Source organism: Prauserella isguenensis, assembly GCF_014191605.1.
Taxonomy (GTDB): domain Bacteria; phylum Actinomycetota; class Actinomycetes; order Mycobacteriales; family Pseudonocardiaceae; genus Prauserella; species Prauserella isguenensis.
On the sequence record NZ_JACHWU010000002.1, the window covers coordinates 682,090 to 703,374 of the forward strand.

General features: G+C 72.2%; 19 protein-coding genes. 7 read left to right on the top strand and 12 right to left on the bottom strand.

Annotated features, from left to right (window positions below; all coding sequences use genetic code 11):
* Positions 1-124 precede the first annotated feature (124 nt).
* Positions 125-835: a toxin-antitoxin system HicB family antitoxin gene (locus FHS23_RS11660; protein ID WP_183653037.1), complete on the top strand. Its 711-nt coding sequence runs from the start codon at positions 125-127 to the stop codon at positions 833-835.
* A 2-nt stretch (positions 836-837) separates the two neighbouring features.
* Positions 838-1,737, top strand: a complete 900-nt coding sequence (locus tag FHS23_RS11665) for a DUF4097 family beta strand repeat-containing protein (protein WP_183653040.1) — start codon at positions 838-840, stop codon at positions 1,735-1,737.
* A 36-nt stretch (positions 1,738-1,773) separates the two neighbouring features.
* Here FHS23_RS11665 and FHS23_RS11670 read toward each other — a convergent pair whose 3' ends face one another.
* Positions 1,774-2,985, bottom strand: a complete 1,212-nt coding sequence (locus FHS23_RS11670) for a winged helix-turn-helix domain-containing protein (RefSeq protein WP_246381943.1) — start codon at positions 2,983-2,985, stop codon at positions 1,774-1,776.
* Positions 2,986-3,055: 70 nt separating this feature from the next.
* On the opposite strand from FHS23_RS11670, the gene FHS23_RS11675 reads away from it, so the two are divergent.
* Complete coding sequence (locus FHS23_RS11675; protein WP_183653046.1) at positions 3,056-3,616, top strand: GNAT family N-acetyltransferase; 561 nt, start codon at positions 3,056-3,058, stop codon at positions 3,614-3,616.
* A gap of 293 nt (positions 3,617-3,909) precedes the next feature.
* Positions 3,910-4,449, top strand: coding sequence for a hypothetical protein (locus FHS23_RS11680; RefSeq protein WP_183653049.1), 540 nt, complete (start codon positions 3,910-3,912; stop codon positions 4,447-4,449).
* Positions 4,450-4,541: 92 nt separating this feature from the next.
* Here the strand turns inward: FHS23_RS11680 and FHS23_RS11685 are convergent, their stop codons facing one another.
* The 11 genes from FHS23_RS11685 to FHS23_RS11735 all read right to left on the bottom strand — a co-directional run bounded on the left by FHS23_RS11685 (position 4,542) and on the right by FHS23_RS11735 (position 16,164).
* The gene (locus tag FHS23_RS11685) at positions 4,542-5,009 is read right to left on the bottom strand and encodes a hypothetical protein (protein WP_183653052.1); all 468 of its coding nucleotides are present in this window, start codon (positions 5,007-5,009) and stop codon (positions 4,542-4,544) included.
* Positions 5,006-5,761 carry a 4-hydroxy-tetrahydrodipicolinate reductase gene (dapB, locus tag FHS23_RS11690; protein WP_183653056.1) on the bottom strand — a complete coding sequence of 252 codons (756 nt, stop codon included), beginning with the start codon at positions 5,759-5,761 and terminating at the stop codon, positions 5,006-5,008. Before dapB ends, FHS23_RS11685 begins: the two co-directional genes overlap by 4 nt.
* Entirely contained in the window at positions 5,758-7,119 is a 1,362-nt protein-coding gene (locus FHS23_RS11695) for a M16 family metallopeptidase (protein ID WP_183653059.1), read from the bottom strand. Before FHS23_RS11695 ends, dapB begins: the two co-directional genes overlap by 4 nt.
* 100 nt (positions 7,120-7,219) lie before the next feature.
* Complete coding sequence (locus FHS23_RS11700; RefSeq protein WP_183653061.1) at positions 7,220-9,463, bottom strand: polyribonucleotide nucleotidyltransferase; 2,244 nt, start codon at positions 9,461-9,463, stop codon at positions 7,220-7,222.
* Between the two features lie 311 nt (positions 9,464-9,774).
* Positions 9,775-10,044: a 30S ribosomal protein S15 gene (rpsO, locus tag FHS23_RS11705; RefSeq protein ID WP_183653075.1), complete on the bottom strand. Its 270-nt coding sequence runs from the start codon at positions 10,042-10,044 to the stop codon at positions 9,775-9,777.
* 98 nt (positions 10,045-10,142) lie between these two features.
* Positions 10,143-10,667, bottom strand: a complete 525-nt coding sequence (thpR, locus tag FHS23_RS11710) for an RNA 2',3'-cyclic phosphodiesterase (protein ID WP_343053843.1) — start codon at positions 10,665-10,667, stop codon at positions 10,143-10,145.
* Positions 10,668-10,692: 25 nt separating this feature from the next.
* Entirely contained in the window at positions 10,693-11,175 is a 483-nt protein-coding gene (locus tag FHS23_RS11715) for a helix-turn-helix transcriptional regulator (RefSeq protein WP_183653078.1), read from the bottom strand.
* A gap of 189 nt (positions 11,176-11,364) precedes the next feature.
* On the bottom strand, positions 11,365-12,324 hold the full coding sequence (locus FHS23_RS11720) for a bifunctional riboflavin kinase/FAD synthetase (RefSeq protein ID WP_183653082.1): 960 nt from the start codon (positions 12,322-12,324) through the stop codon (positions 11,365-11,367).
* Positions 12,325-12,411: 87 nt separating this feature from the next.
* Entirely contained in the window at positions 12,412-13,302 is an 891-nt protein-coding gene (truB, locus tag FHS23_RS11725) for a tRNA pseudouridine(55) synthase TruB (RefSeq protein ID WP_183653085.1), read from the bottom strand.
* A 25-nt stretch (positions 13,303-13,327) separates the two neighbouring features.
* Positions 13,328-14,641 (bottom strand): MFS transporter, encoded by a 1,314-nt coding sequence (locus FHS23_RS11730; RefSeq protein WP_183653088.1) that lies wholly within the window; start codon positions 14,639-14,641, stop codon positions 13,328-13,330.
* Positions 14,642-14,859: 218 nt separating this feature from the next.
* Positions 14,860-16,164, bottom strand: coding sequence for an MATE family efflux transporter (locus FHS23_RS11735; protein ID WP_183653887.1), 1,305 nt, complete (start codon positions 16,162-16,164; stop codon positions 14,860-14,862).
* A 94-nt stretch (positions 16,165-16,258) separates the two neighbouring features.
* On the opposite strand from FHS23_RS11735, the gene FHS23_RS11740 reads away from it, so the two are divergent.
* The 3 genes from FHS23_RS11740 to FHS23_RS11750 all read left to right on the top strand — a co-directional run bounded on the left by FHS23_RS11740 (position 16,259) and on the right by FHS23_RS11750 (position 21,280).
* Positions 16,259-17,797, top strand: coding sequence for an SDR family oxidoreductase (locus tag FHS23_RS11740; RefSeq protein WP_183653091.1), 1,539 nt, complete (start codon positions 16,259-16,261; stop codon positions 17,795-17,797).
* A gap of 118 nt (positions 17,798-17,915) precedes the next feature.
* Positions 17,916-18,956, top strand: a complete 1,041-nt coding sequence (locus FHS23_RS11745; RefSeq protein ID WP_183653094.1) for a TRM11 family SAM-dependent methyltransferase — start codon at positions 17,916-17,918, stop codon at positions 18,954-18,956.
* Positions 18,957-19,009: 53 nt separating this feature from the next.
* Positions 19,010-21,280 carry an alpha-glucosidase gene (locus tag FHS23_RS11750; protein ID WP_183653097.1) on the top strand — a complete coding sequence of 757 codons (2,271 nt, stop codon included), beginning with the start codon at positions 19,010-19,012 and terminating at the stop codon, positions 21,278-21,280.
* The last annotated feature ends 5 nt before the right edge of the window (positions 21,281-21,285 follow it).

Sequence of the window (21,285 nt, forward strand, 5' to 3'; positions counted from 1 at the left end):
GCCCGACACCACCGGGCCACGCCACCGCCCGCCGCCACCGGGCACGACCATGGGCGACACCCCCAGAACCGCATGACGCCATACCTGAATTGCGTGACATCACTTGTGGTGTCACAGTGATGTCATGGATCTCACGCCCTACCTCGACCGTCTCCGCGAGGACCTCGCCACGAGCGCCTCGGCCGGCGATCAGGACATGAAACGCACCGCCGCGGTGCTGTCGGCGGCACTCGAGCCGGCCGCGCGCCTGACCCTCATGAACGCGCTCGCCGACATGGCCGCGGAGGTGACCGCCCACCTGCATGACCAGGTGGTGGACGTCCGCCTCGACGGACGGGACGTGCGCGTCGTCGTGACCGGACCGGAGCCACGGTCGGACGCCACGGCATCGGCGTCGGCATCGGCATCCGGCGCGGACGACGCCACACACGGGAGCGACGACATCACCGGCGACACCATCCGCGGTTCAGGACAGGGCCGCGACGGGACCGACGACCGGGGAACCGGCGCGGGCGGGCCGGGCGCGGGCGGCTTCGGCGACATGGCCGGCGCGGGCGGTGACATCAGCCGCATCACGTTGCGCATCGTCGAGCAGATCAAGGCCCAGGCCGAACAGGCGGCGGCCGCCCAGGGTCAGTCGCTGAACGCGTTCGTCGCCCAGGCCGTGCAGCAGGCCGTCCGCGGCGGACTGCAGGGCCACGGGCACAAGGGCGGTCAGCGTGACGCGTCCGAGACGTCCGGCCGCGGCCGCGCAGGCGAGCGGGGTGACTGCGGCCCGGGTGCCCGGTCCGAGGGCACGACCCGGTCGCACCTGCACGGCTGGGTGGAAGGGTGACCATGAGCGAGCAGCAGTCCGAACCGGCCCGCACCGAGGCGTTCGACGCGCCCGGCCCCGTGGACGTCGACGTCGACATCCCGTTCGGGCGCGTGGCCGTGCATCTCGGCGGCGACACGTGCTCGGTGGAGATCCGCCACGACCCCGGTGCACACCTGCCGTGGACCGAGAGCGTCGCGGGCATCCTCAGCTGGGTCGGTGACCGGTTCGGCACCGGTGACCTGGCCGGCTCTCCCGAGGAGGCGATCGCGCAGTGCCGCATCGAACACGAGGTCCGGACGCTGGTCGTCCGCGGTCCGCAGGCACTGCCACTGCACGGCGTGCCACTCGCGGTGACGGTGCGAGCACCCGAAGGATCCGCGGTGCGGGTTCGCGCGGCGGCAGGCGCGGTGACGGTGACCGGCACGGCCCAGCGGTTGGAGGTGACCACCGGTTCCGGCGAGGTGCGGGTGGGTGACGCCGACGGCCCGGCGACGATCCGCGCAGGTGGCGGCGACGTCACCACGGGAGCCCTGCGCGGTGGTGTGCAGCTGCGCGCGAGCCGCGGCGACGTGTCGATCGCCGCCCTTCCCGCGACAGGCAGCGTCACGACGGCCGCGGGCGCCGTGCGGCTCGGCGAGATCGGCGGCGACGTGCTGATCCGCACGAGCAGCGGCGACGTGACGGTCGCCGACGCGGCGGCCGGCTCTCTCGAGGTGACCACCGGCTCCGGCACGATCCGCATCGGCGTCCGTTCCGGCGTGGCCGCGGAGATCGACCTCTCGTCCGGTTCCGGACGAGTCGGCAGTGAGCTCGACGTGGCCGACATGGCGCCGGACCGGGACGTCCCCCTCGCGGTGCGGGCGCGCACGGGCGCAGGCGACGTCGTCGTCGGCAGAGCGCTCGTCGGCTCCACCGGCTGAACGCGGCCGGCCGAGTGCCGCGGCGCGCGTGCCGGGTCAGCCGTGCGCGGCGATCTCACGGCGCAGGGCGTCCGCGAGATCGCCGCGATCGCCGACGTCGACGCCGTCGAGTTCGAGCCAGTCGGCCGTCTCCCGCAACCGGTGGGCGAGTTCGGCAGCGACGCGGACTCGGTCGACGTCCGGTTCGGCGAACGCGCCGGGGACACGCAGCACCGACGTGCGGCGGTCGGCCTTCAGATCGACCCGGCCGACCAGCTCGCCGTCGCAGAGGAACGGGAAGACGTAGTAGCCGTACTCCCGCCGCCGGGCCGGTACGTAGATCTCGATGCGGTAGCGGAACCCGAACAACCGCTCGGTGCGGTCGCGCTCCCAGATGAGCGGGTCGAAGGGGCACAGCAGCGCACTGCCGGTCACCCGCCGCGGGGCCGTGGCCGCGGTGTGGCGGTACGCCTGCTGCCGCCACTCCTCGACCCGCACCGGCTCGAGCGTGCCCGCCTCCACCAGGTCGGCCACGGCCGCGCGCGTCTCCGGCGGGCCGAGGCGGTAGTAGTCGCGCAGGTCCGACTCGGTCGCCACCCCGAGCGCCTCGGCCGAGGAGGCGACGAGTTCGCGCGCCGCCTCCTCGGGATCGACCCGCCGCTGCCGGACGTCGGCGGGCAGTACCCGTTCGGTCAGGTCATAACACCGCTCGAAACCGCGGCGCGTGCCCGTGGTCAGCTCCCCCGTCCCGAACAGCCACTCGCAGATCTTCTTCACGTCCGAGCGCTCCCACCACGCACCAGGAGTGCGGCGCTCGCCGCCGGTCAGTTCCTTCTCGACGGTGCCCGCACCCACCGGTCCGAGCTCCTTGACCACCGCCAGCACGTCGTCGACCAGCCCGGGTGACTCTTCGGCGAGCCGCGCGTAGCCACGCCACCAGCCGGGTCGTTTCGCGCCGGACATCAACAGCGGCCAGTCCGCCACGGGGATGAGGCTCGCCTCGTGCGCCCACGCCTCGACGAGCAGCCTCGGCCGCCGCACCGTGTCACGCCACGCGGCGTCGTCGACGAGCGCGGGGTCGTACGGCCCGAGCCGGGCCAGCAGTGGCGCGTAGTGCGCGCGCATCGCGACGTTGACCGAGTCGAGCTGCAGCAACTTCGTCCGCGACAGCACGCGGCGCAGGTGGCGGCGCGTCGGCGCGGACGAGGGGCGCGGATCGGTGAACCCCTGTGCTGCGAGAGCGGTGCGGCGCGCGACGGGCAGGCTCATGGTCCTCACCCGTCGCATGCTGCCAGCCGCCCCCGACGTTTCCGCCACGACCGGCCAGTAGGGTGCCCGTATGACGGACGCCACGGTTCGCGTCGCCGGACCCGACGACGCCGCCGACATCGCCGCCATCCAGGTACGCACGTGGCGTGTCGCGTACGCGGAGACCCTGGGCCAGGAGACGGTCGACGCGCTCGACGAGGCCGCGCTCGCCGATGAATGGACCCGCGCCGTCGACCACCCGGCGTCGACGGTCTACGTGGCCCGCGAAGGCGCGACGACCGTGGGGTTCTGCGCCGCCGGACCGGCGCCCGCCGACGACACGGCGGCCGCCGACGGTTCCCCTCCGGCCGACGCCGCCGAGGTCGCACTGATCGCCACGGTGCTCGTCGAACCGCGCTGGGGCAGGCGCGGGCACGGCGGCCGGCTGTTCGGCAGCGCCGCCACCGACCTGCGGTCGATGGGCCTCACCCGCGGCGTGACATGGGTCTCGCAATCCGATTCGGCGGCCCTGTCGTTCTTCCGCGGCATAGGCTGGAATCCGGACGGCACCGTGCGCACGCTCGACACGGGGCAGCAAACGGTGCGAGAACTCCGCCTCACCGGCGGCCTCGACGTCCGGTTCGACCACTGACGCCCGATCTCGGCGGCTCCGTGTCTCGAACCCCGCGGCCACGGAGCGCACCACACACGAAAACCGGCGGCCGATCGGTGCGACCCGTCACACGACGAGCGCGATGTCTGTCATAGTCGGACCGTCCGCGCCGCCGATCCGGTGACTCGTTCACCCGCCCGACACACGAAGCCTGCGATGCTGCGACCACCGAGGCGACGATGGTGGTGACGCCCCGGCGTCGCCGTCGCCCGGCCCACGGCCATCGCCGCCCGCCGGCTCCCGTCCACCGCCCCGACCGTTTCGGAGACACTGTGCTGACCTGGTTGTGCGTCGCCTTCGGTGTCGCCGTCGGGTCGGCGCTGCTGCCGGTCGTCAGCATCGAACTCTTCCTCATCACGCTGATGACCAGTGAGAGCGAGACCATCCCGTGGTTGCTCGTGGGTGCGGTCGTCGCGGTCGGCCAAATCATCGGCAAGCTGCCGTACTACCTCGCCGCCCGCGGGTCCATCCACCTGCCGCGTTTCCTGCACGACCGGCTGCACCGGCACCGCCAGGAGCGGCCGCCGACACCCCGCCGGGAACGCTGGCGCCGGCGGACGAAACGCCTCCGCGGCTGGTTGGAGGCGCTGCGCGAGCGGTGTCATCGGCACCCGCACTGGATGGCCAGCACCTACGGCATCAGCTCCGTGCTCGGACTGCCGCCGTACATGGCCACCGTCGTACTGGCCGGTTTCGTCAACATGCACCCGTCCTTGTTCGTGGGGGCGGGACTGGCGGGCCGGTTCGTCCGTTTCAGCCTGCTCGCCGCCTCCCCGGCCGTCGCGGCCGGGTGGTTCGGCATCCCGCTGTAGAGCATGTCGCGGGCCAGGGGGACGCCGGCGAAGTCCGACGCGCCCGCCTGCCTCAGCTCGCGCCCGCCTGCCTCAGCTCGCGCCCGCCTGCCTCAGCTCGCGCCGTCTGCGGCGCCGGCTTCGCGGGCTTCGAGCTCGACAGCCTTGTGCATCGTGGCGCGGGCACGCTTGCGGTCGCCCGCGATGTCGTAGGCGTAGGCCAGTCGGTACCAGCGGCGCCAGTCGTCGGGCTCCTGTTCGAGCTCGGCGCGGCGCTCGTCGAACCATGCATCGGCGGCCTCCCGGTCGACCCGCCCCGACGGCCGGCGCGGCAGGTCCGACACGTCGGGCAGCCCGCCTTCGGCCTCGAGCCGGCGCGCCAGCCGCTGGATCCGGTTCCCGGAGCGCCACGTCGTCCACAGCATCCAGGCGCCCAGCAGGGGCAGCACGAGCACGCCCACCCCGAGGAGCACGGCCACCGGCTTGCCTGTCCTGAGCAACGCGACGGCGCGGCCCGCCAACAGGACGAGGTACAGCGCCACCGCGGCTGTGAGCACGATGGCGACGTTGCGGGCCTTCACAGGTCGAGCACCTTCTCCAGCCCGACGGTCAGGCCGGGGCGCTTCGGCATCTCGCGGATGCCCAGCAGCACGCCGGGCATGAACGACGTCCGGTCCATGGAATCGTGCCGGATGGTCAGCGTCTCCCCCGCCGCGCCGAACATGATCTCCTCGTGGGCCACCAGGCCGGGCAGCCGCACCGAATGCACGCGGACGTCACCCAGGTCGGCACCCCGCGCCCCGTCCACTTCGGACACCGTCGCGTCGCCGCCCGGTTCGATCCCGGCCTCGGCGCGTGCCTGGGAGATCGTCCGTGCGGTGTGCGCCGCCGTGCCCGACGGCGCGTCGGCCTTGCGGTTGTGGTGCAGCTCGATGACCTCGGCCGAGTCGTAGAACCGCGCGGCCTGCTGCGCGAACCGCATCGCGAGCACGGCCCCGAGCGCGAAGTTCGGCGCGATGAGCACGCCCAGCTCGGGCCGGTCGGCCAGCCACGAACGCAGCTGGGCCAGGCGTTCGTCGGTGAATCCGGTCGTGCCGACCACGGCGTGCATGCCGTGCGAGAGCACGAACTCGAGGTTGCCCATCACCGTGTCGGGCCGGGTGAAGTCGACGACCACGTCGGCCTTCGCCTCGACGAGCGCCGCCGGGTCGTCGGAGGAGCCGACGGTCGCAACCAGGTCCATGTCCGGCGCGCCCTCGACCGCCCGCACGGTCTCCGCGCCCATCCGGCCCGTGTGGCCGAGAACGCCGACGCGAATCGGACTGCTGGTCATGCGATCACCTCGTGCAACTCGTCGGGAAGGTCCTCGTCGTGAGCGTACGGCCCGACGACCACGCCGCTCGTCACACCTCCCGGCCTGCGCAGGAGCGTCCGCGCCAGCTCGGCGACGTCCGCTCCGGTGACGGCGTCGATCCGCGCGACGTTGTCGTCGACGCTCAGATACCGGCCGTGGTTCAGTTCGTTCTTGCCCAGCCGGGTCATCCGCGCCGCCGTCTCCTCCATGCCCAGCACCAGCGCGCCGCGCAACTGGCCTTTCGCGCGCGCCAGCTCGGCGTCGCCGAGCCCGTCGGCGGCCACGTCCGCGAGCACGCCGGCCACGACGTCGGTGACCTCGCCGAGCCGGTCGGGCTGGCACCCCGCGTAGACCGACAGATGACCGCTGTCGGCGTAGGCAGCCACCGACGAGTAGACCTGGTACGCCAGCCCGCGGCGCTCGCGCACCTCCTGGAACAGCCGCGAGCTCATGCCACCGCCCAGCGCGGCGTTGAGCACCCCAAGCGCGTACCGGCGCTCGTCGTGCCTGCCCGGCGCCGGCATGCCGAGCATGAGGTGCGCCTGCTCGGTGTCGTCGCTGCACAGCTGCAGACTCCGGGTCCGGCGGGGCCGCGCACGGCCCGCACGCGGCGCCATCGGCGCGGTGTCACCGTCGAGCCTGCCGCCAAGGGCCTTCCGCACCAACCGCAGCACCGCACCGTGCGTGACGTTGCCCGCGACCGCGAGCACCATCCGGTGCGGCACGTACCGCGTGCGGTAGAACCCGCGCAGCGCCCGGCCCGACATGTGCCGGATGGACTGCTGGTTGCCGAGCACCGGCCTGCCGAGCGCGTGTCCGCCCATGACCTGCTCCACGAACGTCTCGTGGAGCAGGTCCTCCGGATCGTCGTCGCGCATGGCGATCTCTTCGAGGACGACGCTGCGCTCGGTCTCGACGTCGGCGTCGGTGCACCGGGCGGCGAACACGACGTCGGTCACCAGGTCGATCGCCACGGGCAGGTCCTCGTCGATGACCTGCGCGTAGTAGCAGGTGTGTTCCTTCGCCGTGAACGCGTTGAGCTCCCCGCCGACGGCGTCGACCTCCTCGGCGATCGTCGTCGCGTCACGGCGGCCGGTGCCTTTGAACAGCAGATGTTCGAGGTAGTGCGCCGCGCCCGCGACCGCGGGCCGTTCGTCGCGGGAACCGACGCCGACCCACAGGCCGACCGTCGCCGATCGCACGCCCGGGACCTGCTCGGTGATCACCCGCAGCCCGCCGGGCAGGACGGTGCGCTTGACCGGTCCGCCCGCGGAGCCCGGATCAAGGGTGCGGGTTGTGCCGACGGGCTGCTCGTGCCCGGGAATCTGCCGTGCCATCAACCTGCTTTTCGCCGATGTCACACGGCGACCCGCCGCGGCAGAATTGCCGTCGGCGGGTCGCCGTGGTGTCCGTTCGTCCGAGAAGAGCCGCAGCCGATCAGGCGTCGGCCGACTCGGCCTCCTCCTCCGACGCGGCACCCTCGTTGTCGCTCTCGCCGTCCTCGTCCACGACGACCAGGCTGATCTTGCCTCGCTGGTCGATGTCGGCGATCTCGACGCGCAGCTTGTCACCGACGTTGACGACGTCCTCGACCTTGCCGATGCGCTTGCCGTTGCCCAGCTTCGAGATGTGGACGAGGCCGTCCTTGCCGGGCAGCAGCGAGACGAACGCACCGAACGCGGCCGTCTTGACGACCGTGCCGAGGAAGCGCTCGCCGACCTTCGGCAGCTGCGGGTTGGCAATGGCGTTGATCTTGTCGATCGCGGCCTCGGCGGACGGGCCGTCGGCGGCACCGACGTAGATCGTGCCGTCGTCCTCGATCGAAATGTCGGCGCCGGTCTCCTCGGTGATCGTGTTGATCATCTTGCCCTTCGGGCCGATGACCTCGCCGATCTTGTCGACCGGGACCTTCACGGTCGTCACGCGCGGCGCGTACGGGCTCATCTCGTCCGGCTCGTCGATCGCCTCGGACATGACGTCCATGATCGTCAACCGCGCGTCCCGCGCCTGGTTCAACGCGGCGCCCAGCACGTCCGACGGGATGCCGTCGAGCTTGGTGTCCAGCTGCAGCGCCGTGATGACGTCCTTGGTGCCCGCGACCTTGAAGTCCATGTCACCGAACGCGTCCTCGGCGCCCAGGATGTCGGTCAGGGCGACGTAGCGCGTCTCGCCGTCGACCTCGTCGGACACGAGGCCCATCGCGATGCCCGCCACCGGCGCCTTCAGCGGCACACCGGCGTTGTACAGGCTCATCGTGGATGCGCAGACCGAGCCCATCGACGTCGAGCCGTTCGAGCCCAGCGCCTCCGAGACCTGGCGGATCGCGTACGGGAACTCGTCCCGCTTCGGCAGCACCGGCACCAGCGCACGCTCGGCGAGCATGCCGTGGCCGATCTCGCGCCGCTTCGGCGTGCCGACGCGGCCGGTCTCACCGGTGGAGAACGGCGGGAAGTTGTAGTGGTGCAGGTAGCGCTTGGACGTCTCCGGGGAGAGAGTGTCCAGCGTCTGCTCCATCCGCAGCATGTTCAGCGTGGTGACACCCAGGATCTGCGTCTCGCCGCGCTCGAACAGGGCCGAACCGTGGGCCCGCGGGATGACCGCGACCTCGGCGGCGAGCTGCCGGATGTCGGTGAGGCCACGACCGTCGATGCGCACCTTGTCACGCAGGATGCGCTGGCGCACCAGGTGCTTGGTCAGCGACTTGAACGCCGCGCCGACCTCCTTCTCACGGCCCTCGAAGGCCTCGCCCTCGCCGATGCCGATCTTCTCGAGCACCGCGGCCTTGACCTCGTCGGTGGCGTCGTCGCGGTCCTGCTTGCCGCCGATCGCAAGCGCCTTGGTGAGTTCGTCGGTCGCGATCGCGGCGACGGCGTCGTAGGCGTCCTGCTGGTAGGCCGGGAACAGCGGGTACTCACCGGTCGGCTTCGCCGCCACCTCGGCGAGCCGCTGCTGCGCCTCGCACAGCGCGCGGATGAACGGCTTGGCGGCGTCGAGGCCCTGCGCGACCGTGGTCTCGGTCGGCGCGGTGGCGCCCTCGGACACCAGGTCGAGCGTGTTCTCGGTGCCCTCGGCCTCGACCATCATGATGGCGACGTCGTCACCGACGACCCGGCCCGCGACGACCATGTTGAACGTCGCCTTCTCCAGCTGCGACCAGGTCGGGAACGCGACCCACTGGTCCTCGATCAGCGCGACGCGCACGCCGCCGATCGGACCGGAGAACGGCAGGCCGCCGATCTGGGTGGACGCCGACGCGGCGTTGATCGCCAGCACGTCGTACGGGTCCTCGGGGCTGAGGCTCTGCACCGTGATGACGACCTGGATCTCGTTGCGCAGGCCGTCGGCGAACGACGGGCGCAGCGGCCGGTCGATCAACCGGCAGGTCAGCACCGCGTCGGTCGACGGACGACCCTCGCGGCGGAAGAACGCGCCGGGGATACGGCCCGCGGCGTACATGCGCTCCTCGACGTCCACCGTCAGCGGGAAGAAGTCGAAGTGCTCCTTGGGCTGCTTCGAGGCCGTGGTGGCCGAGAGCAGCATGGTCTCGTCGTCCAGGTACGCCACGACGGAACCGGCTGCCTGCTTGGCCAGCCTGCCCGTTTCGAAGCGCACCGTGCGCGTGCCGAACCGGCCGTTGTCCAGTACGGCTTCGGTTTCGTGCACGGTGTCTGCGTCTGTCATGAAAGTGATTACTCCTCGTACTGCCGCACGCGACACGCACTTCCCCGCCCTTCGGGGCACGTCCGGGGTACGAGGCCGGCCATCGATCGAAGCCCACGGGAGGAACTCCCGGGAGCCACTACCGAGGACCGGCTGCGGCGTCCCCGCACGCGGCGCGCGTCGCCTGCGAAACTTCTGCCTGCGAAACTCTCTGGGGTTGTCTGCGGACGGCGGGCCGGGCGGTGCCCGTTCGCGCGTCCGTGGTGGAGCCTATTCCGGCTCCGATGGAGCGAAGGGGAGCGACCCGCGGGCCACTCCCCTTCGTCACGATGTCATCGGCGGAGGCCGAGTCGCTGGATCAGCGAACGGTACCGCGCGATGTCGACCCTCATCACGTAGTTGAGCAGCCGACGGCGACGGCCGACCAGCAGCAGCAGACCACGACGCGAGTGGTGGTCGTGCTTGTGGGTCTTGAGGTGCTCGGTGAGCCCGGTGATCCGCTTGGTCAGCAGGGCAACCTGAGCCTCGGGCGAACCGGTGTCCGACTCGTGCAAGCCGTACTCGGTGAGGATCGCCTTCTTCTCGTCGGTGGACAGCGCCACGCGTTCACTCCTTGTGTTCAGTGCCGTGTTCGTCATGTCGGTACCGGCCGCCACGGACTGCAGCCGGACTCGACTGTCCAGCCTATCAGCGGTCGCGGTCACCGCAGCGCACGGCCGAGTCCGAATCGCGACACCGGCGTGTACACGGGACCGGCCTGCCCGCGGTCGCTGCGCAGCAGGACGACGGCGGGTGGCCGCCAGGCGGGCCCGCGGTGGTCCGCCAGTTCCCGGGCCAGGGCGTCGAGCTCCGCAGCGGGGCCGCCGCGGGCCAATGTCACGTGCGCGCGGAACCTGCGGCGCTCACCCGGCGGCCGCACCGCCTCGGCGAGCGGGACGAGTTCGCCGGACTCGACCGTCACCCCCGCCCACAGCACCCCCGGGAAGACCCCGGCACCTGCCAGGCGCAGCACGGGTGCGGACAGGCCGTCGAGACGCCGGGCCAGCCAGTCGGTGCGGGCGTTCGGCTCGTCGTCGCCGTAGAAACCGAGCGTGATGTGCCATCCCCCGGGATCGGTCCAGCGCAGCCTCTCGTCCCGCGCCGCCTCCGACGAGGTCAGCCGCGCACGCAGCGGTGCCGCCGCCTCCTGCGGCACCGGCAGTGCGCTGAACAGCCGCACGCCCACGGCTACCGTCCTCGGCCGCCCGCCGTCATCGCGGATCCTTGCCCGCCCGCCGCAACAGGTCGGCGATCGCGGGGAAATCGGGGTCGAGGCGTTCCGCGGCGGCGATCAGGTTCTCGCCCTCGGCGACCTCGCGCAACGCCGTGAGCACGGGCTGGTCGTCCGTTCCCCCGGCGAGCGGCATGCTGTCGCGGCTCACCGTCGGCCGGGACTCCTTGACGTCCTCGAGCGCCGCCTGGATGGCCTCCTTGCTGCCGCCGGCCACCTCGGGCAGCAGTACCTTGCGCTCCAGCATGATCAGCCGCGCCAGCACGACCGGGTTGCCGATCTTGGCGCGCCTGCCACTCATCACCTGGCTGAGCATCGGCGCACTGATCCCCAGAACCTCGGCCAGGTACGCCTGTGACACGTCGAAGGCCACGACGAGCCTGCGCACGCGGTCGCCGAGCGGTTCCCCGTACCACTCGCGCTGCAACGAGACGTTGCGCTGGACGATCTTGTGGTCCTCCACGTCAGCCCCTGCTCCCCTCGAATGTCCGGCCCCCGGACGGCCCGGCGACCCCTGCCCGGCATCCTGCCAGGTCGCGCCCGGCATCCGGGCCGAAACGGACCGGGCGTTCACTATTGCACCCGCGCGAGCGCGCCCACCACCGCACGGTGTCCCCGCGGGCGCGGCTCCGGGGAGTGGCCGGCTGCGGCGTCAGGCCGTCCCGAGCAATCGCCTGGTCCGCTCGACGTCGTCGGCGATCTGTTCCACGAGGCCGTCCGGGCCGTCGAACGTGATCTGTCCGCGGATCCGCCCGACGAAGTCGAGCGAGACCTGCTGGCCGTAGAAGTCCTCGTCGACGTCGAGCACGAAGGCCTCGACGGTGCGTTCCCTGCCGGAGAACGTCGGGTTCGTACCCACCGACACGGCGGCGGGAAGCCGGGCGCCACCCGTGCGGACGAACCAGCAGGCGTACACCCCGTCGGCCGGGATCGCCGCGAACCGGGGCGGCGACAGGTTCGCCGTCGGGTAGCCGAGGTCGTGGCCCCTCCCGTCGCCGCGCACGACGATGCCGTCGAGCCGGTGCGGCCTGCCGAGGGCGTCCGCCGCGGCCACCACGTCACCCGCGTCGATGCAGGAACGCACGTACGTCGACGAGTAGGTGATCTCCTCGGCCTCACGGGCGCCGCCCGGCAACGCGGTGCCTTGCAACGTGGCGCCCTGGGCGGTGAAGCCGAACCGTTTGCCGAGCCGTTCCAGAGTCTCGACGTCGCCCGCCGCCTTGCGGCCGAACGTGAAGTTCTCCCCCACGATCACCGCCGCGGCGTGCAGCTTGTCGACGAGGATCTCGTGCACGAACTCGTCCGGTTCGAGCCGGGACAGCTCCGAGGTGAAGGGCAACACGCAGAACACGTCGACACCGCGCTGCTCGACCAGGTCGGCCTTGCGCCGCAGCGTCGTGAGCTGTGCGGGGTGCGACCCCGGACGCAGCACCTCCGAGGGGTGCGGGTCGAACGTCAGGACCACCGACGGCACGCCGAGCTCGGCGGCCGTCGCCACCGTCCGGTCGATGAGCACCTGGTGTCCCCGGTGCACCCCGTCGAACACGCCGATCGTGACGACGCACCGTCCCCAACCACCGGGAAGATCTGTCAAACCGCGCCAACGCTGCACAGTGCAGCAGCGTAACGACCGTCCGCGAGGACCGGATCAGCCGGGCGGGAGGGAGCGTCCGATCCGGACGCGCCCGCCCGCGTCCCGTCAGGCGGGCAGCAGGACGACCACGGGCTTGGCGACGCCGCCGCGGTCCTCCGCCAGCGCCAGCACCTCGCCGTCCGGCCCGAAGACGCCGTACGTACCGTCGATACCGGCCGCGGGCAGGCGCTGCCCGTGCCGGACGGCCCGCGCCTCGGCGGCGTCGGCGTCACGACGCGGGAACGCCGCGGCCACGGCCTCGCTCAGGTTCAGCGACAGTCCCGGCTCGGCATCCACGGCCTCGAGCGTGCGCGCGGCGGCCAGCGTGAACGGCCCGACCGTCGTGCGCCGCAGCTGCGTCAGGTGCCCGCCCACGCCGAGCGCGGCGCCGAGGTCGCGGGCGAGCGCGCGCACGTACGTGCCCGACGAGCAGTCGACCATCACGTCCAACGCGATCCGCCCGTCCGCGCGATGGGTTGCGAGCAGGTCGAACCGGTGGACGGTGACCGGCCGCGGCGGCAGGTCGACCTCCTCCCCGTCGCGCACCCGCGCGTAGGCCCGCTTGCCGTCGATCTTCACCGCGCTGACGGCACTCGGGACCTGTTGCAGCTCGCCGGTCAGACCCGCGATTCCCGCGGCGATCGCCCCGTCGGTGATCTCACTCGCATCCGCCTCGGTGAGGACGTCGCCTTCGGCGTCGTCGGTCGTCGTGGCGGCGCCGAGCGTGATCGTGGCGAGGTAGGTCTTGCGGTCGAGCGCGAGGTGGCCGAGCAGTTTCGTGGCACGTTCGACACCGAGCACGAGCACGCCCGTGGCCATCGGGTCGAGCGTGCCCGCGTGGCCGATCTTGCGGGTGCCGAGGAAACGGCGGGCCTTGGCGACGACGTCGTGGGACGTCATGCCTGCGGGCTTGTCGACGATCAGCAGGCCGGGAGGCGGCGCGGGCGGTCTGGACACGGCCGCCGACTGTAACGAGCGCCCGCTACGCGGTGGTGGCCAGGTCCCAGCGGGTGCGGGTGACCGGCACCGGCACGTACTCCCCGCGCTCCTGCGCGGCCAGCACCGCCGCCCGGGCGCGCCGGAACCACACCACCACACGCGACGTGCCGAACAGCAGCACCGCCACGATCGCCAGCAGCGCGATCCGGTAGTCGCCGCCGGTCACCTCCAGCAGCACGCCGACCAGCAACGAGGCCACGGTCGTGGCGCAGAACCCGCCCACGTTGACCGCACCCGTCGCAGTGCCGACGCGGGGCAGCGGGTTGTAGTCGCGCACGAGCGCGAACCCGACGGACGAGACCGGCGCACCCAGCGACATCAGGACGAAGGCCACCACCAGCGCCGCGATCGGCACCTGTCCCGGCCAGGCGAGCAGCGCCGCCCAGGTCACGGCCAGCAGCACGCCGTAGCCGAGCACGGTCGGCATGCGCAGGTCGGGCCTGCGGCTGAAGAAACCGCCCGCGAGCGGGTTGGACAGCATCGCGCCGACGACGAAGACCATCAGCAGCGAACTCGCGGTCGTGTCGGTGTAACCCAGCTCTTCGACCATGTAGGGCACGCCCCACAGCAGGGTCATCACGTTGAGGCTGAACGGCATCGAGAAGTGCGTCCAGAAGCCGAGCCGCGTGCCCGGCACACGCCACGCCTCGCGCAGGTCGCCGCCGACCTCGGAGAGGGGTTTGGCCGCCGCGGAGGCCGTCCGCCGCTCGGGGGTGTCGCGCACCGCGACCACCACCACGACCACGTAGACGAGCGTGACCAGGCCCGCAACGAGGAACGTCGGCGTCCAGCCCGGGCCGGACAGCAACAGCGCCAACGGCAGGGTCGCCGCGAGGTTGCCGACGAAGCCGAGCGACCCGGTGAGGGTCGTGACCAGGACGTACTGCCGTCCCGGGAAGTGGTTGGCCGCGAGCCGCAGCACCGACACGAACGCCAGCGCGTCGCCGACGCCCAGGATGCCGCGGGCCAGCAGGCCGAGCGCGTAGGTGTCGACGAGCGCGAGCAGCACCTGCCCGGAGCCGAGCATGACCGAGGCGGCGATCAGCACGGCCCGCGGGCCGAACCGATCGACGAGCAGGCCGGTCGGGATCTGCATCGCGGCGTAGACACCGACCTGCAGGACGGTGAACGTGCCCAGTGCAGCCGCACCGACGCCGAACCGCTCGGCCGCGTCCAGGCCGGCGACGCCGAACGAGGCCCGGTGGAACAGCGCGAGCAGGTAGACGAACGCCCCGGCGCCCCAGATCACCCACGCCCGGGCGGGCGCGGACGGATTCACCGGTCGGCTGGACTGCACCTGTCCTCCTGGTCACATCGCGTGGTGGACAGACGTCGGCGGCCGTCCGCTGTTCGTTCTCGTGCCGCTGTTCGTTCTAGTGCATCGCCCTCCCTGCCGGTACCCGCACCGGCCCCGGCGCAGCAGTGGAGTTGTTCACAGGCGGCTGGGTCGCCACCCGAGGTGCGGTTCGCGCGCCCGACGGTCGCGGCCGGTCGGGCGGGCCGCAGGAAGCATGGTCAGCCCCGCACCGCGCCGGTCACCGCCCACCGGGCACCGCGCCAGCGCACCACGACGAACACCAGGCGCAGCACCATGAACACCGTGAGGCCGGTCCAGATGCCGGCCAGTCCCCAGCCGAAGCCGAGCGAGGCCCAGATCAGCGGCAGGAAGCCGAGTAGTGCGCTGCCGAGGGTGGCGTTGCGCAGGTAGGCGGCGTCGCCCGCGCCGAGCAGTACGCCGTCGAGTGCGAACACCACCCCGGCCACGGGCTGCAACGCCACGAAGAACCACCAGGCGTGCGGGATCTGGCCGAGCACACCCGCGTCGGCCGTGAACGCCAGCGGCAGCACCTGCGACACGGCCGCGAACACGACGCCGAGACCGCAGCCCAATGTGAGGCCGTAACCGACGATCTGGCCCGCGATCCCCTGGGCCCGCCGTTTCGACTCGGCGCCCAGCGCGGCACCGATCAACGACTGCGCGGCGATCGCGACGGAATCGAGCACGAGCGACAGGAACGTCCACAGCTGCCACACCACCTGGTGAGCGCCGACCGCCTCGGTGGACGTCCGCGCGGCGACCGCCGTCGCCGACAGGAAGCACGCCTGGAAACCGAGGCTGCGCAGGACCAGGTCACGGCCGAGGATGAGCTGAGCCCACATCACACCCGGCCGCGGCCGCAGCCGCGCGTGTTCCGTGGCCAGCGCGCGCAGGAACAGGCCGCCCGCCACGGTCTGCGCGACGACGTTCGCGATCGCCGACCCCTCGAGTCCCCAGCCGAACGGGTAGACGAAGATCGGGCACAGCACGGCCGAGAGTCCGTTCCCGGCCAGCACGTAGCGCAGCGGGCGCACGGCGTCCTGCACCCCGCGCATCCACCCGTTGCCGGCCATCGTCACGAGGATCATGGGCGTGCCGCACAGCGCGATCCGCAACCAGGACACCGTCGCGTCGGTGATCCCGTCGTCGCCCGACATCAGACCCGCCACGGGCCGGGCCAGCAGCTGTCCGAGGCCCACGATGACGAGTCCGACAGCGAGTGCCAGCCAGGTCGCCTGCACGCCCTCCTCGACGGCCTCCCGTCGCCGACCCGCGCCGTGCAGGCGTGCCGTGCGCGCGGTCGTGCCGTAGGACAGGAACGTCAGCTGCGTCGACACGAGCGACAACAACGTGCCGCCCAGCGCCAGCCCCGCGAGTGGCAGTGCCCCCAGATGCCCGACCACCGCGGTGTCGACGAGCACGTACAGCGGCTCCGCCGCGAGCACGCCGAGCGCGGGGACCGCGAGCCCGAAGACCTTGCGCGCCGGGACGCGTTCCTCCATCACCTCGACCACGCACCGAGCCTAAAGGGACCCGCCGACAACCCGGTCACCTGACGGATGCCGTGATCGTCACAGGCGCCCTAGCGTCGCCTGCATGGCTGAGACGAACGAAACGGTGCTGGTGACAGGGGCGACAGGACATGTCGGCAGGCATGTGGTGGCCGGACTGCGGGACGTGGGGGTCCGGGTGCGGGCCCTGACGCGCGACCCGGCGGCGGCCGGCCTGCCGCCGGACGTCGAAGCGGTGCCGGGCAGCCAGCTCGAAGCGCCGGGCCTGCGGCGGCACCTCGATGATGTGTCGGCGGTCTTCTTCATGCTCCCCGGTTTCGACACCGACGCCCTCGCCGAGAGCGTGCGGGTCGTCGGCGACCACGTCGAGCGCGTGGTGCTGCTGTCCTCCGGCGCCGTGCACGACGGCGTGCCCGCTTCCGAACAGCCCGGGACCATCGCGCACGCACACGCGGTGGTCGAGGAGGCGATCCGCGCGACCGGGGTGTCGTGGACGTTCCTGCGGCCCTACGGATTCGCGGTCAACGCGCTGGAGTGGGCGGAGTCGATCCGGTCCCGGCGGCCGGTCGAGCTGGTGCGACCCGAGGTGGCTGCGGCTCCGGTCGACGAACGGGACATCGCCGCCGTCGCCGTCCGCGCGCTCACCGAGGACGGTCACGACCGGGCGCGTTACGAGCTCACCGGTCCCGAGCTCCTCAGCCCGGCGCGGCAGTTGGCGATCGTCGGGGAGGTCACCGGCCGGGACATCGCGTGGCGGGAGCGGTCCGCCGAGGCGTGGGCCCGCACACTCCTCGGACCGGACACTCCGGACGAGGTGGTGGCCGGCATGGTGGCCGGGCTGAACGACCGACCCGGAGCCCGCACCGACACGGTCGCTCGGGTGACCGGCCAGCGCGCACACACGTACCGGGAGTGGGTCGAGGCGCACACCGAAGACCTCACCGGCCCGCTGCCACCGGTCTCGCGGAAGGACACCGGCCACGTCCTCGTCGCGACCTGGCGGGTCGCCGACGCCGGCTCCCAACGCGCGGCCGCGGCGGCCGCGATCGACGATTGGCGCGACCGCCCGTGGCCCTCGGGCCTGCTCGCCCATTCCGTGCTGCTCGGCACCGACGGCCACACACTGGTGCACTATTCACAGTGGACCGACGAGGCGGCACTCGAGGACTTCCGCCGCAGCGGCTGCGGGGCCCGCAACGACGCGCTCGACGAGACGGTGCCCGGCATCGAACGGCTCGACGCCGTCGGCTACCGGTTGTATCGCGAGGCGCTGCCCGAGCGGCCGTTCGAACCGGGCGCCGTCGTGCTCGTGTCGTTCCGCACCGACTCCGCCGCCACGGGCGAACGGTTCGTCGACGAACTGCTGCTCCGGCACCCCGTGACCACCGGCGAGCAGTCGCCCGAGGGGATGGCGGGCAACCACTTCCACATCGCGGTCGACGGGAGCCGGATGCTCAACTGGGCGGAGTTCGCGACCGTCGAGGCGCACGAGCGTGTCGTCGCCGACCGGCTCCAGGCCGACGACGACGTCCCGCAATTGGTGGAACGGACCGAGGGGCTCGAACCGATCGGTTTCCAGCGATTCGTGCCCTATCGCACCGTCTACGGTCCGCCCGCCGACTGAGCCGCCGCCCGCCGGGCTCCGGCGCGCCGCTCGACCGTGTCACTACCGCGGCCGGGCCGGCCCCGCTCGCCCTGCCCGCAGCGTCCGGCGCGGGCAGGGCTCGCCTAGTCTTACGCCGATGTCCGAGTACGCGATTCTGATCCTGCCGTCGGCAAACCGGGTCTACACCGACACCTCGCCCCGCCTGCTGCAGGCCGAACTGACCGCGTTCGGCGACGCGGTGCTGTCCACGGAGGTGCGCGAGCCGGGTACGCGGTCGATCGGCGGCGCGTCCTACGTCACGTTCACCACCCCGGAACCGCTGACCGACGACGACATCGCGCTGTTGTCGAACCTGTCGTCGGCCTACGTGCTGTTCGAACTCACCGGCGAGCTGCTCCGGCCGCTGCCGCTGTCGCCCGCCGACGTGTTCGACTCGGACCTGCTGACGATCCAGAAGTACAGCGGCAAGACCAACGAGCTGTTCACCAAGCTGCTGCTGAACCTCACCGTGCTGGCCTCCGACCGGCCGCGCGGCGTGGTCGAGGGCGGGCTGCACGTGGTCGATCCGTTGTGCGGCAGGGGAACGACGCTCAACCAGGCGATGATGTACGGCTTCGACGCCACCGGACTCGAAACCGACGGCAAGGATTTCGAGGCCTACCAGCAGTTCATCAAGACGTGGCTGCGCACCAAACGTGTCAAACACAAGGCCGAGGCGGGGATGCTGCGCCACCGGAAGGCCCGACTCGGACGCAGGCTGGACATCGAGTACGCCGCGTCGAAGGAGCGATACAAAGCGGGTGAGACGCGGACCCTCTCGTACCTCAACTGCGACACGCTGCACACCGACGAGTTGCTGCGCCCCGGGTCGGCCGACCTCGTGGTCACCGACGCGCCCTACGGGGTGCAGCACGGGAGCCGCACGCCGGACCGCGTGCCCGCGCGGAGCCCGCGAGACCTGCTCGCCGCGGCGGTGCCGGGGTGGACGCGGGCGTTGCGGCGAGGGGGCGCACTCGGGCTGTCGTGGAACACGCACGTCGTGCCGCGGGACGAACTCGTCGACATTCTCGCGGGCGCCGGACTGACCGTCCGCGACGACGGCCCCTACGCGTCGCTGGCGCACCGCGTCGACCAGGCCATCGTGCGGGACGTCCTCGTCGCGACGAAGGACCGCTGACCGCTCCCGCCGAATCGCCTTCGCCGCGAACTCGCCTCTGACACGATGCGGGCGTGCCAGCATCGCGTTCCCGCCTGCGCCGGATCCGGATCCCGGCGGTGCTCACCGTCGTCGCCGTCCTCGTCGCGGCGGCGATCGTCACGTGGGCGCGCGTACCGCGCGACGACCTGGAGGTCCTCGAGCCCGGCGGGTTGCGGGTCTCCCCCGGAACCCCGGCCGCCACCACCGCGGGCGGGGTGACGGTGACGGTCCACTCCGGCGGCCCCTCCGGTGCGGGAGCACGGGTCGTCGTCGAGACCGAGCACGCCGCGGTCTGGAGCAGCGATCCCGGCCACGCGTTCCTCGGCGCGGGCCGCGGCACCCTCGAGTCCGAAGAGGACCGCGGCCATCTCTGGGTCCGCACCGGCCACGACCACCGGTGGACCGGCCAGCGGCTCGACCGCGTGACCACGAACGACCGCGGCGTCGTACTCACCGGGCGACTGGAGGATCTGGCGGGCACGCCGGGCCCGACCTGGCGCGCCGAGTTCACGGCCACCGAGCACGGGGTGAGGCTGGACGCACTGCTCGGCGGTGAGGGCGGCCCCACCTCGCTCGGGTTCTGGAGCGCCCGCGAGGGCCGGAGCGCGGTGCACGGGTTCGGCGAGCAGTTCACCGATTTCGACCTCGACGGGCGCGTCCTGCCGGTCGTCATCCGGGAACAGGGCGTGGGCCGCGGGGAGCAGCCGATCACGGCGCTGGCCGACGTCACCAACCACGGAGCGGGCGGCACGGAGGAGATGACCTATGCGGCCTGGGCGTCCTGGGTGACCGAGGACCTGCGCGGCGTCCGGCTGGACCCGACGCTGCGCACATCGCACGCGCCGGCCGTGGCCGACACGACCGCCGAGGGGCGGGTCGGGCTGGAGATCAGGGCCACGCGGCTGCGCGCCGAGCTGGTCACCGCAGACACGCCACTCGACCTCGTCGCCCGGCAGCACGCAGGGACCGACCGCCCCGCGCTCGCGGACTGGACCTCCGACGGTGCCGTCGTCGGCATCCAGGGCGGCACGGCGTCGGTCCGTCGGACGGTCGATTCGCTCCGGAGTGCCGGGACACGTGTCAGCGGCGTCTGGCTGCAGGACTGGACGGGACAGCGCACCACGTCCTTCGGCGACCGGCTGTGGTGGACCTGGCAGCTCGACCGGAAGCGCTACCCCCGCTGGGAGGAGCTCGTCTCCGACCTCGCCGCCGACGGCATCACCGTGACCACGTACGTCAACCCGTTCCTCGTCGATCCCGCGCGACAGCGCCCGGCGCCCGACCGGAACCTGTACGCCGAGGCAGCGGCCCGGGGATACCTGGTCACGACGGCCGGCGGCCGTCCGTACCCGCTCGACCAGGGCGACTTCGACGCCTACCTGGTCGACCTCACCGACGAGGCGGCCCGCGACTGGTACGCCGAGGTCATCGCCACCGAGGTCCTGACCGACGGCGTCCGCGGTGCCATGGCCGACTTCGGCGAGGGCCTGCCCCTGGACGCGGTGCTCGCCGACGGCGATGCCGTCACGGCCCACAACCGGTGGCCCGCGCTGTGGGCGGAGACCGTCCGGGACGCCTGTGAGCGCGCAGGCAAACCGGACTGCGTCACCTGGTTCCGCGCCGGATCGCTCGGGATGGCCGCGGACGCCCCGATGTTCTGGAACGGCGACCAACTCACCTCGTTCAGCGCTCACGATGGGTTGGCGTCAGTGCTGCGCGGCACGTTCTCCGCGGGCGTGTCCGGCTGGCCACTGGTGCACTCCGACGTCGGCGGGTACACGTCGATCGACGCGGTCGTGAAGGACTACGTGCGCTCACCGGAACTACTCGCCCGCTGGGCGGAGTTGGCCGCGTTCGGGGTCATGATGCGCACCCACGAGGGCAACCGGCCCGCGGCGAATGTGCAGGTCAACGACGCGCGGGTGCGCAAGCACTTCGCCCGGGCGACCCGGATCTACGCGGCGCTGGCCGACTACCGGCGCGAGGTCGTCGCCCATGCCACGGAGACCGGCGTTCCGGCGATCCGGCACGGGTGGCTGAACGTCCCGGGCACGGCGGCCGGCCGGGACGACGACCAGTTCTTCCTCGGATCGTCCGTCCTGGTCGCGCCGGTGATCACCGAGGGCGCCCGCGAGGTCGAGGTGACGTTGCCTCCCGGACGGTGGCGGCACCTGCTGACCGGGAAGGTCTACGACGGCGCCGCGACACGGACCGTCCCGGCGCCGATCGGCACCCCCGCGGCGTTCGTGGAGACCTCGGATCCGTGGGCGGATCGCCTCACCGACGCCGTGGCCTCCCGGTAGCGACC

Bases quoted from the DNA above. Each gene is read 5' to 3' on its own strand.
- FHS23_RS11695 (WP_183653059.1), bottom strand. From the start codon at position 7,119: ATGGCACGGCAGATTCCCGGGCACGAGCAGCCCGTCGGCACAACCCGC.
- dapB (WP_183653056.1), bottom strand. From the start codon at position 5,761: ATGACCAGCAGTCCGATTCGCGTCGGCGTTCTCGGCCACACGGGCCGG.
- FHS23_RS11735 (WP_183653887.1), bottom strand. From the start codon at position 16,164: ATGGAGGAACGCGTCCCGGCGCGCAAGGTCTTCGGGCTCGCGGTCCCC.
- FHS23_RS11665 (WP_183653040.1), top strand. From the start codon at position 838: ATGAGCGAGCAGCAGTCCGAACCGGCCCGCACCGAGGCGTTCGACGCG.
- FHS23_RS11675 (WP_183653046.1), top strand. From the start codon at position 3,056: ATGACGGACGCCACGGTTCGCGTCGCCGGACCCGACGACGCCGCCGAC.
- FHS23_RS11660 (WP_183653037.1), top strand. From the start codon at position 125: ATGGATCTCACGCCCTACCTCGACCGTCTCCGCGAGGACCTCGCCACG.
- FHS23_RS11700 (WP_183653061.1), bottom strand. From the start codon at position 9,463: ATGACAGACGCAGACACCGTGCACGAAACCGAAGCCGTACTGGACAAC.
- FHS23_RS11740 (WP_183653091.1), top strand. From the start codon at position 16,259: ATGGCTGAGACGAACGAAACGGTGCTGGTGACAGGGGCGACAGGACAT.
- FHS23_RS11670 (WP_246381943.1), bottom strand. From the start codon at position 2,985: ATGAGCCTGCCCGTCGCGCGCCGCACCGCTCTCGCAGCACAGGGGTTC.
- FHS23_RS11745 (WP_183653094.1), top strand. From the start codon at position 17,916: ATGTCCGAGTACGCGATTCTGATCCTGCCGTCGGCAAACCGGGTCTAC.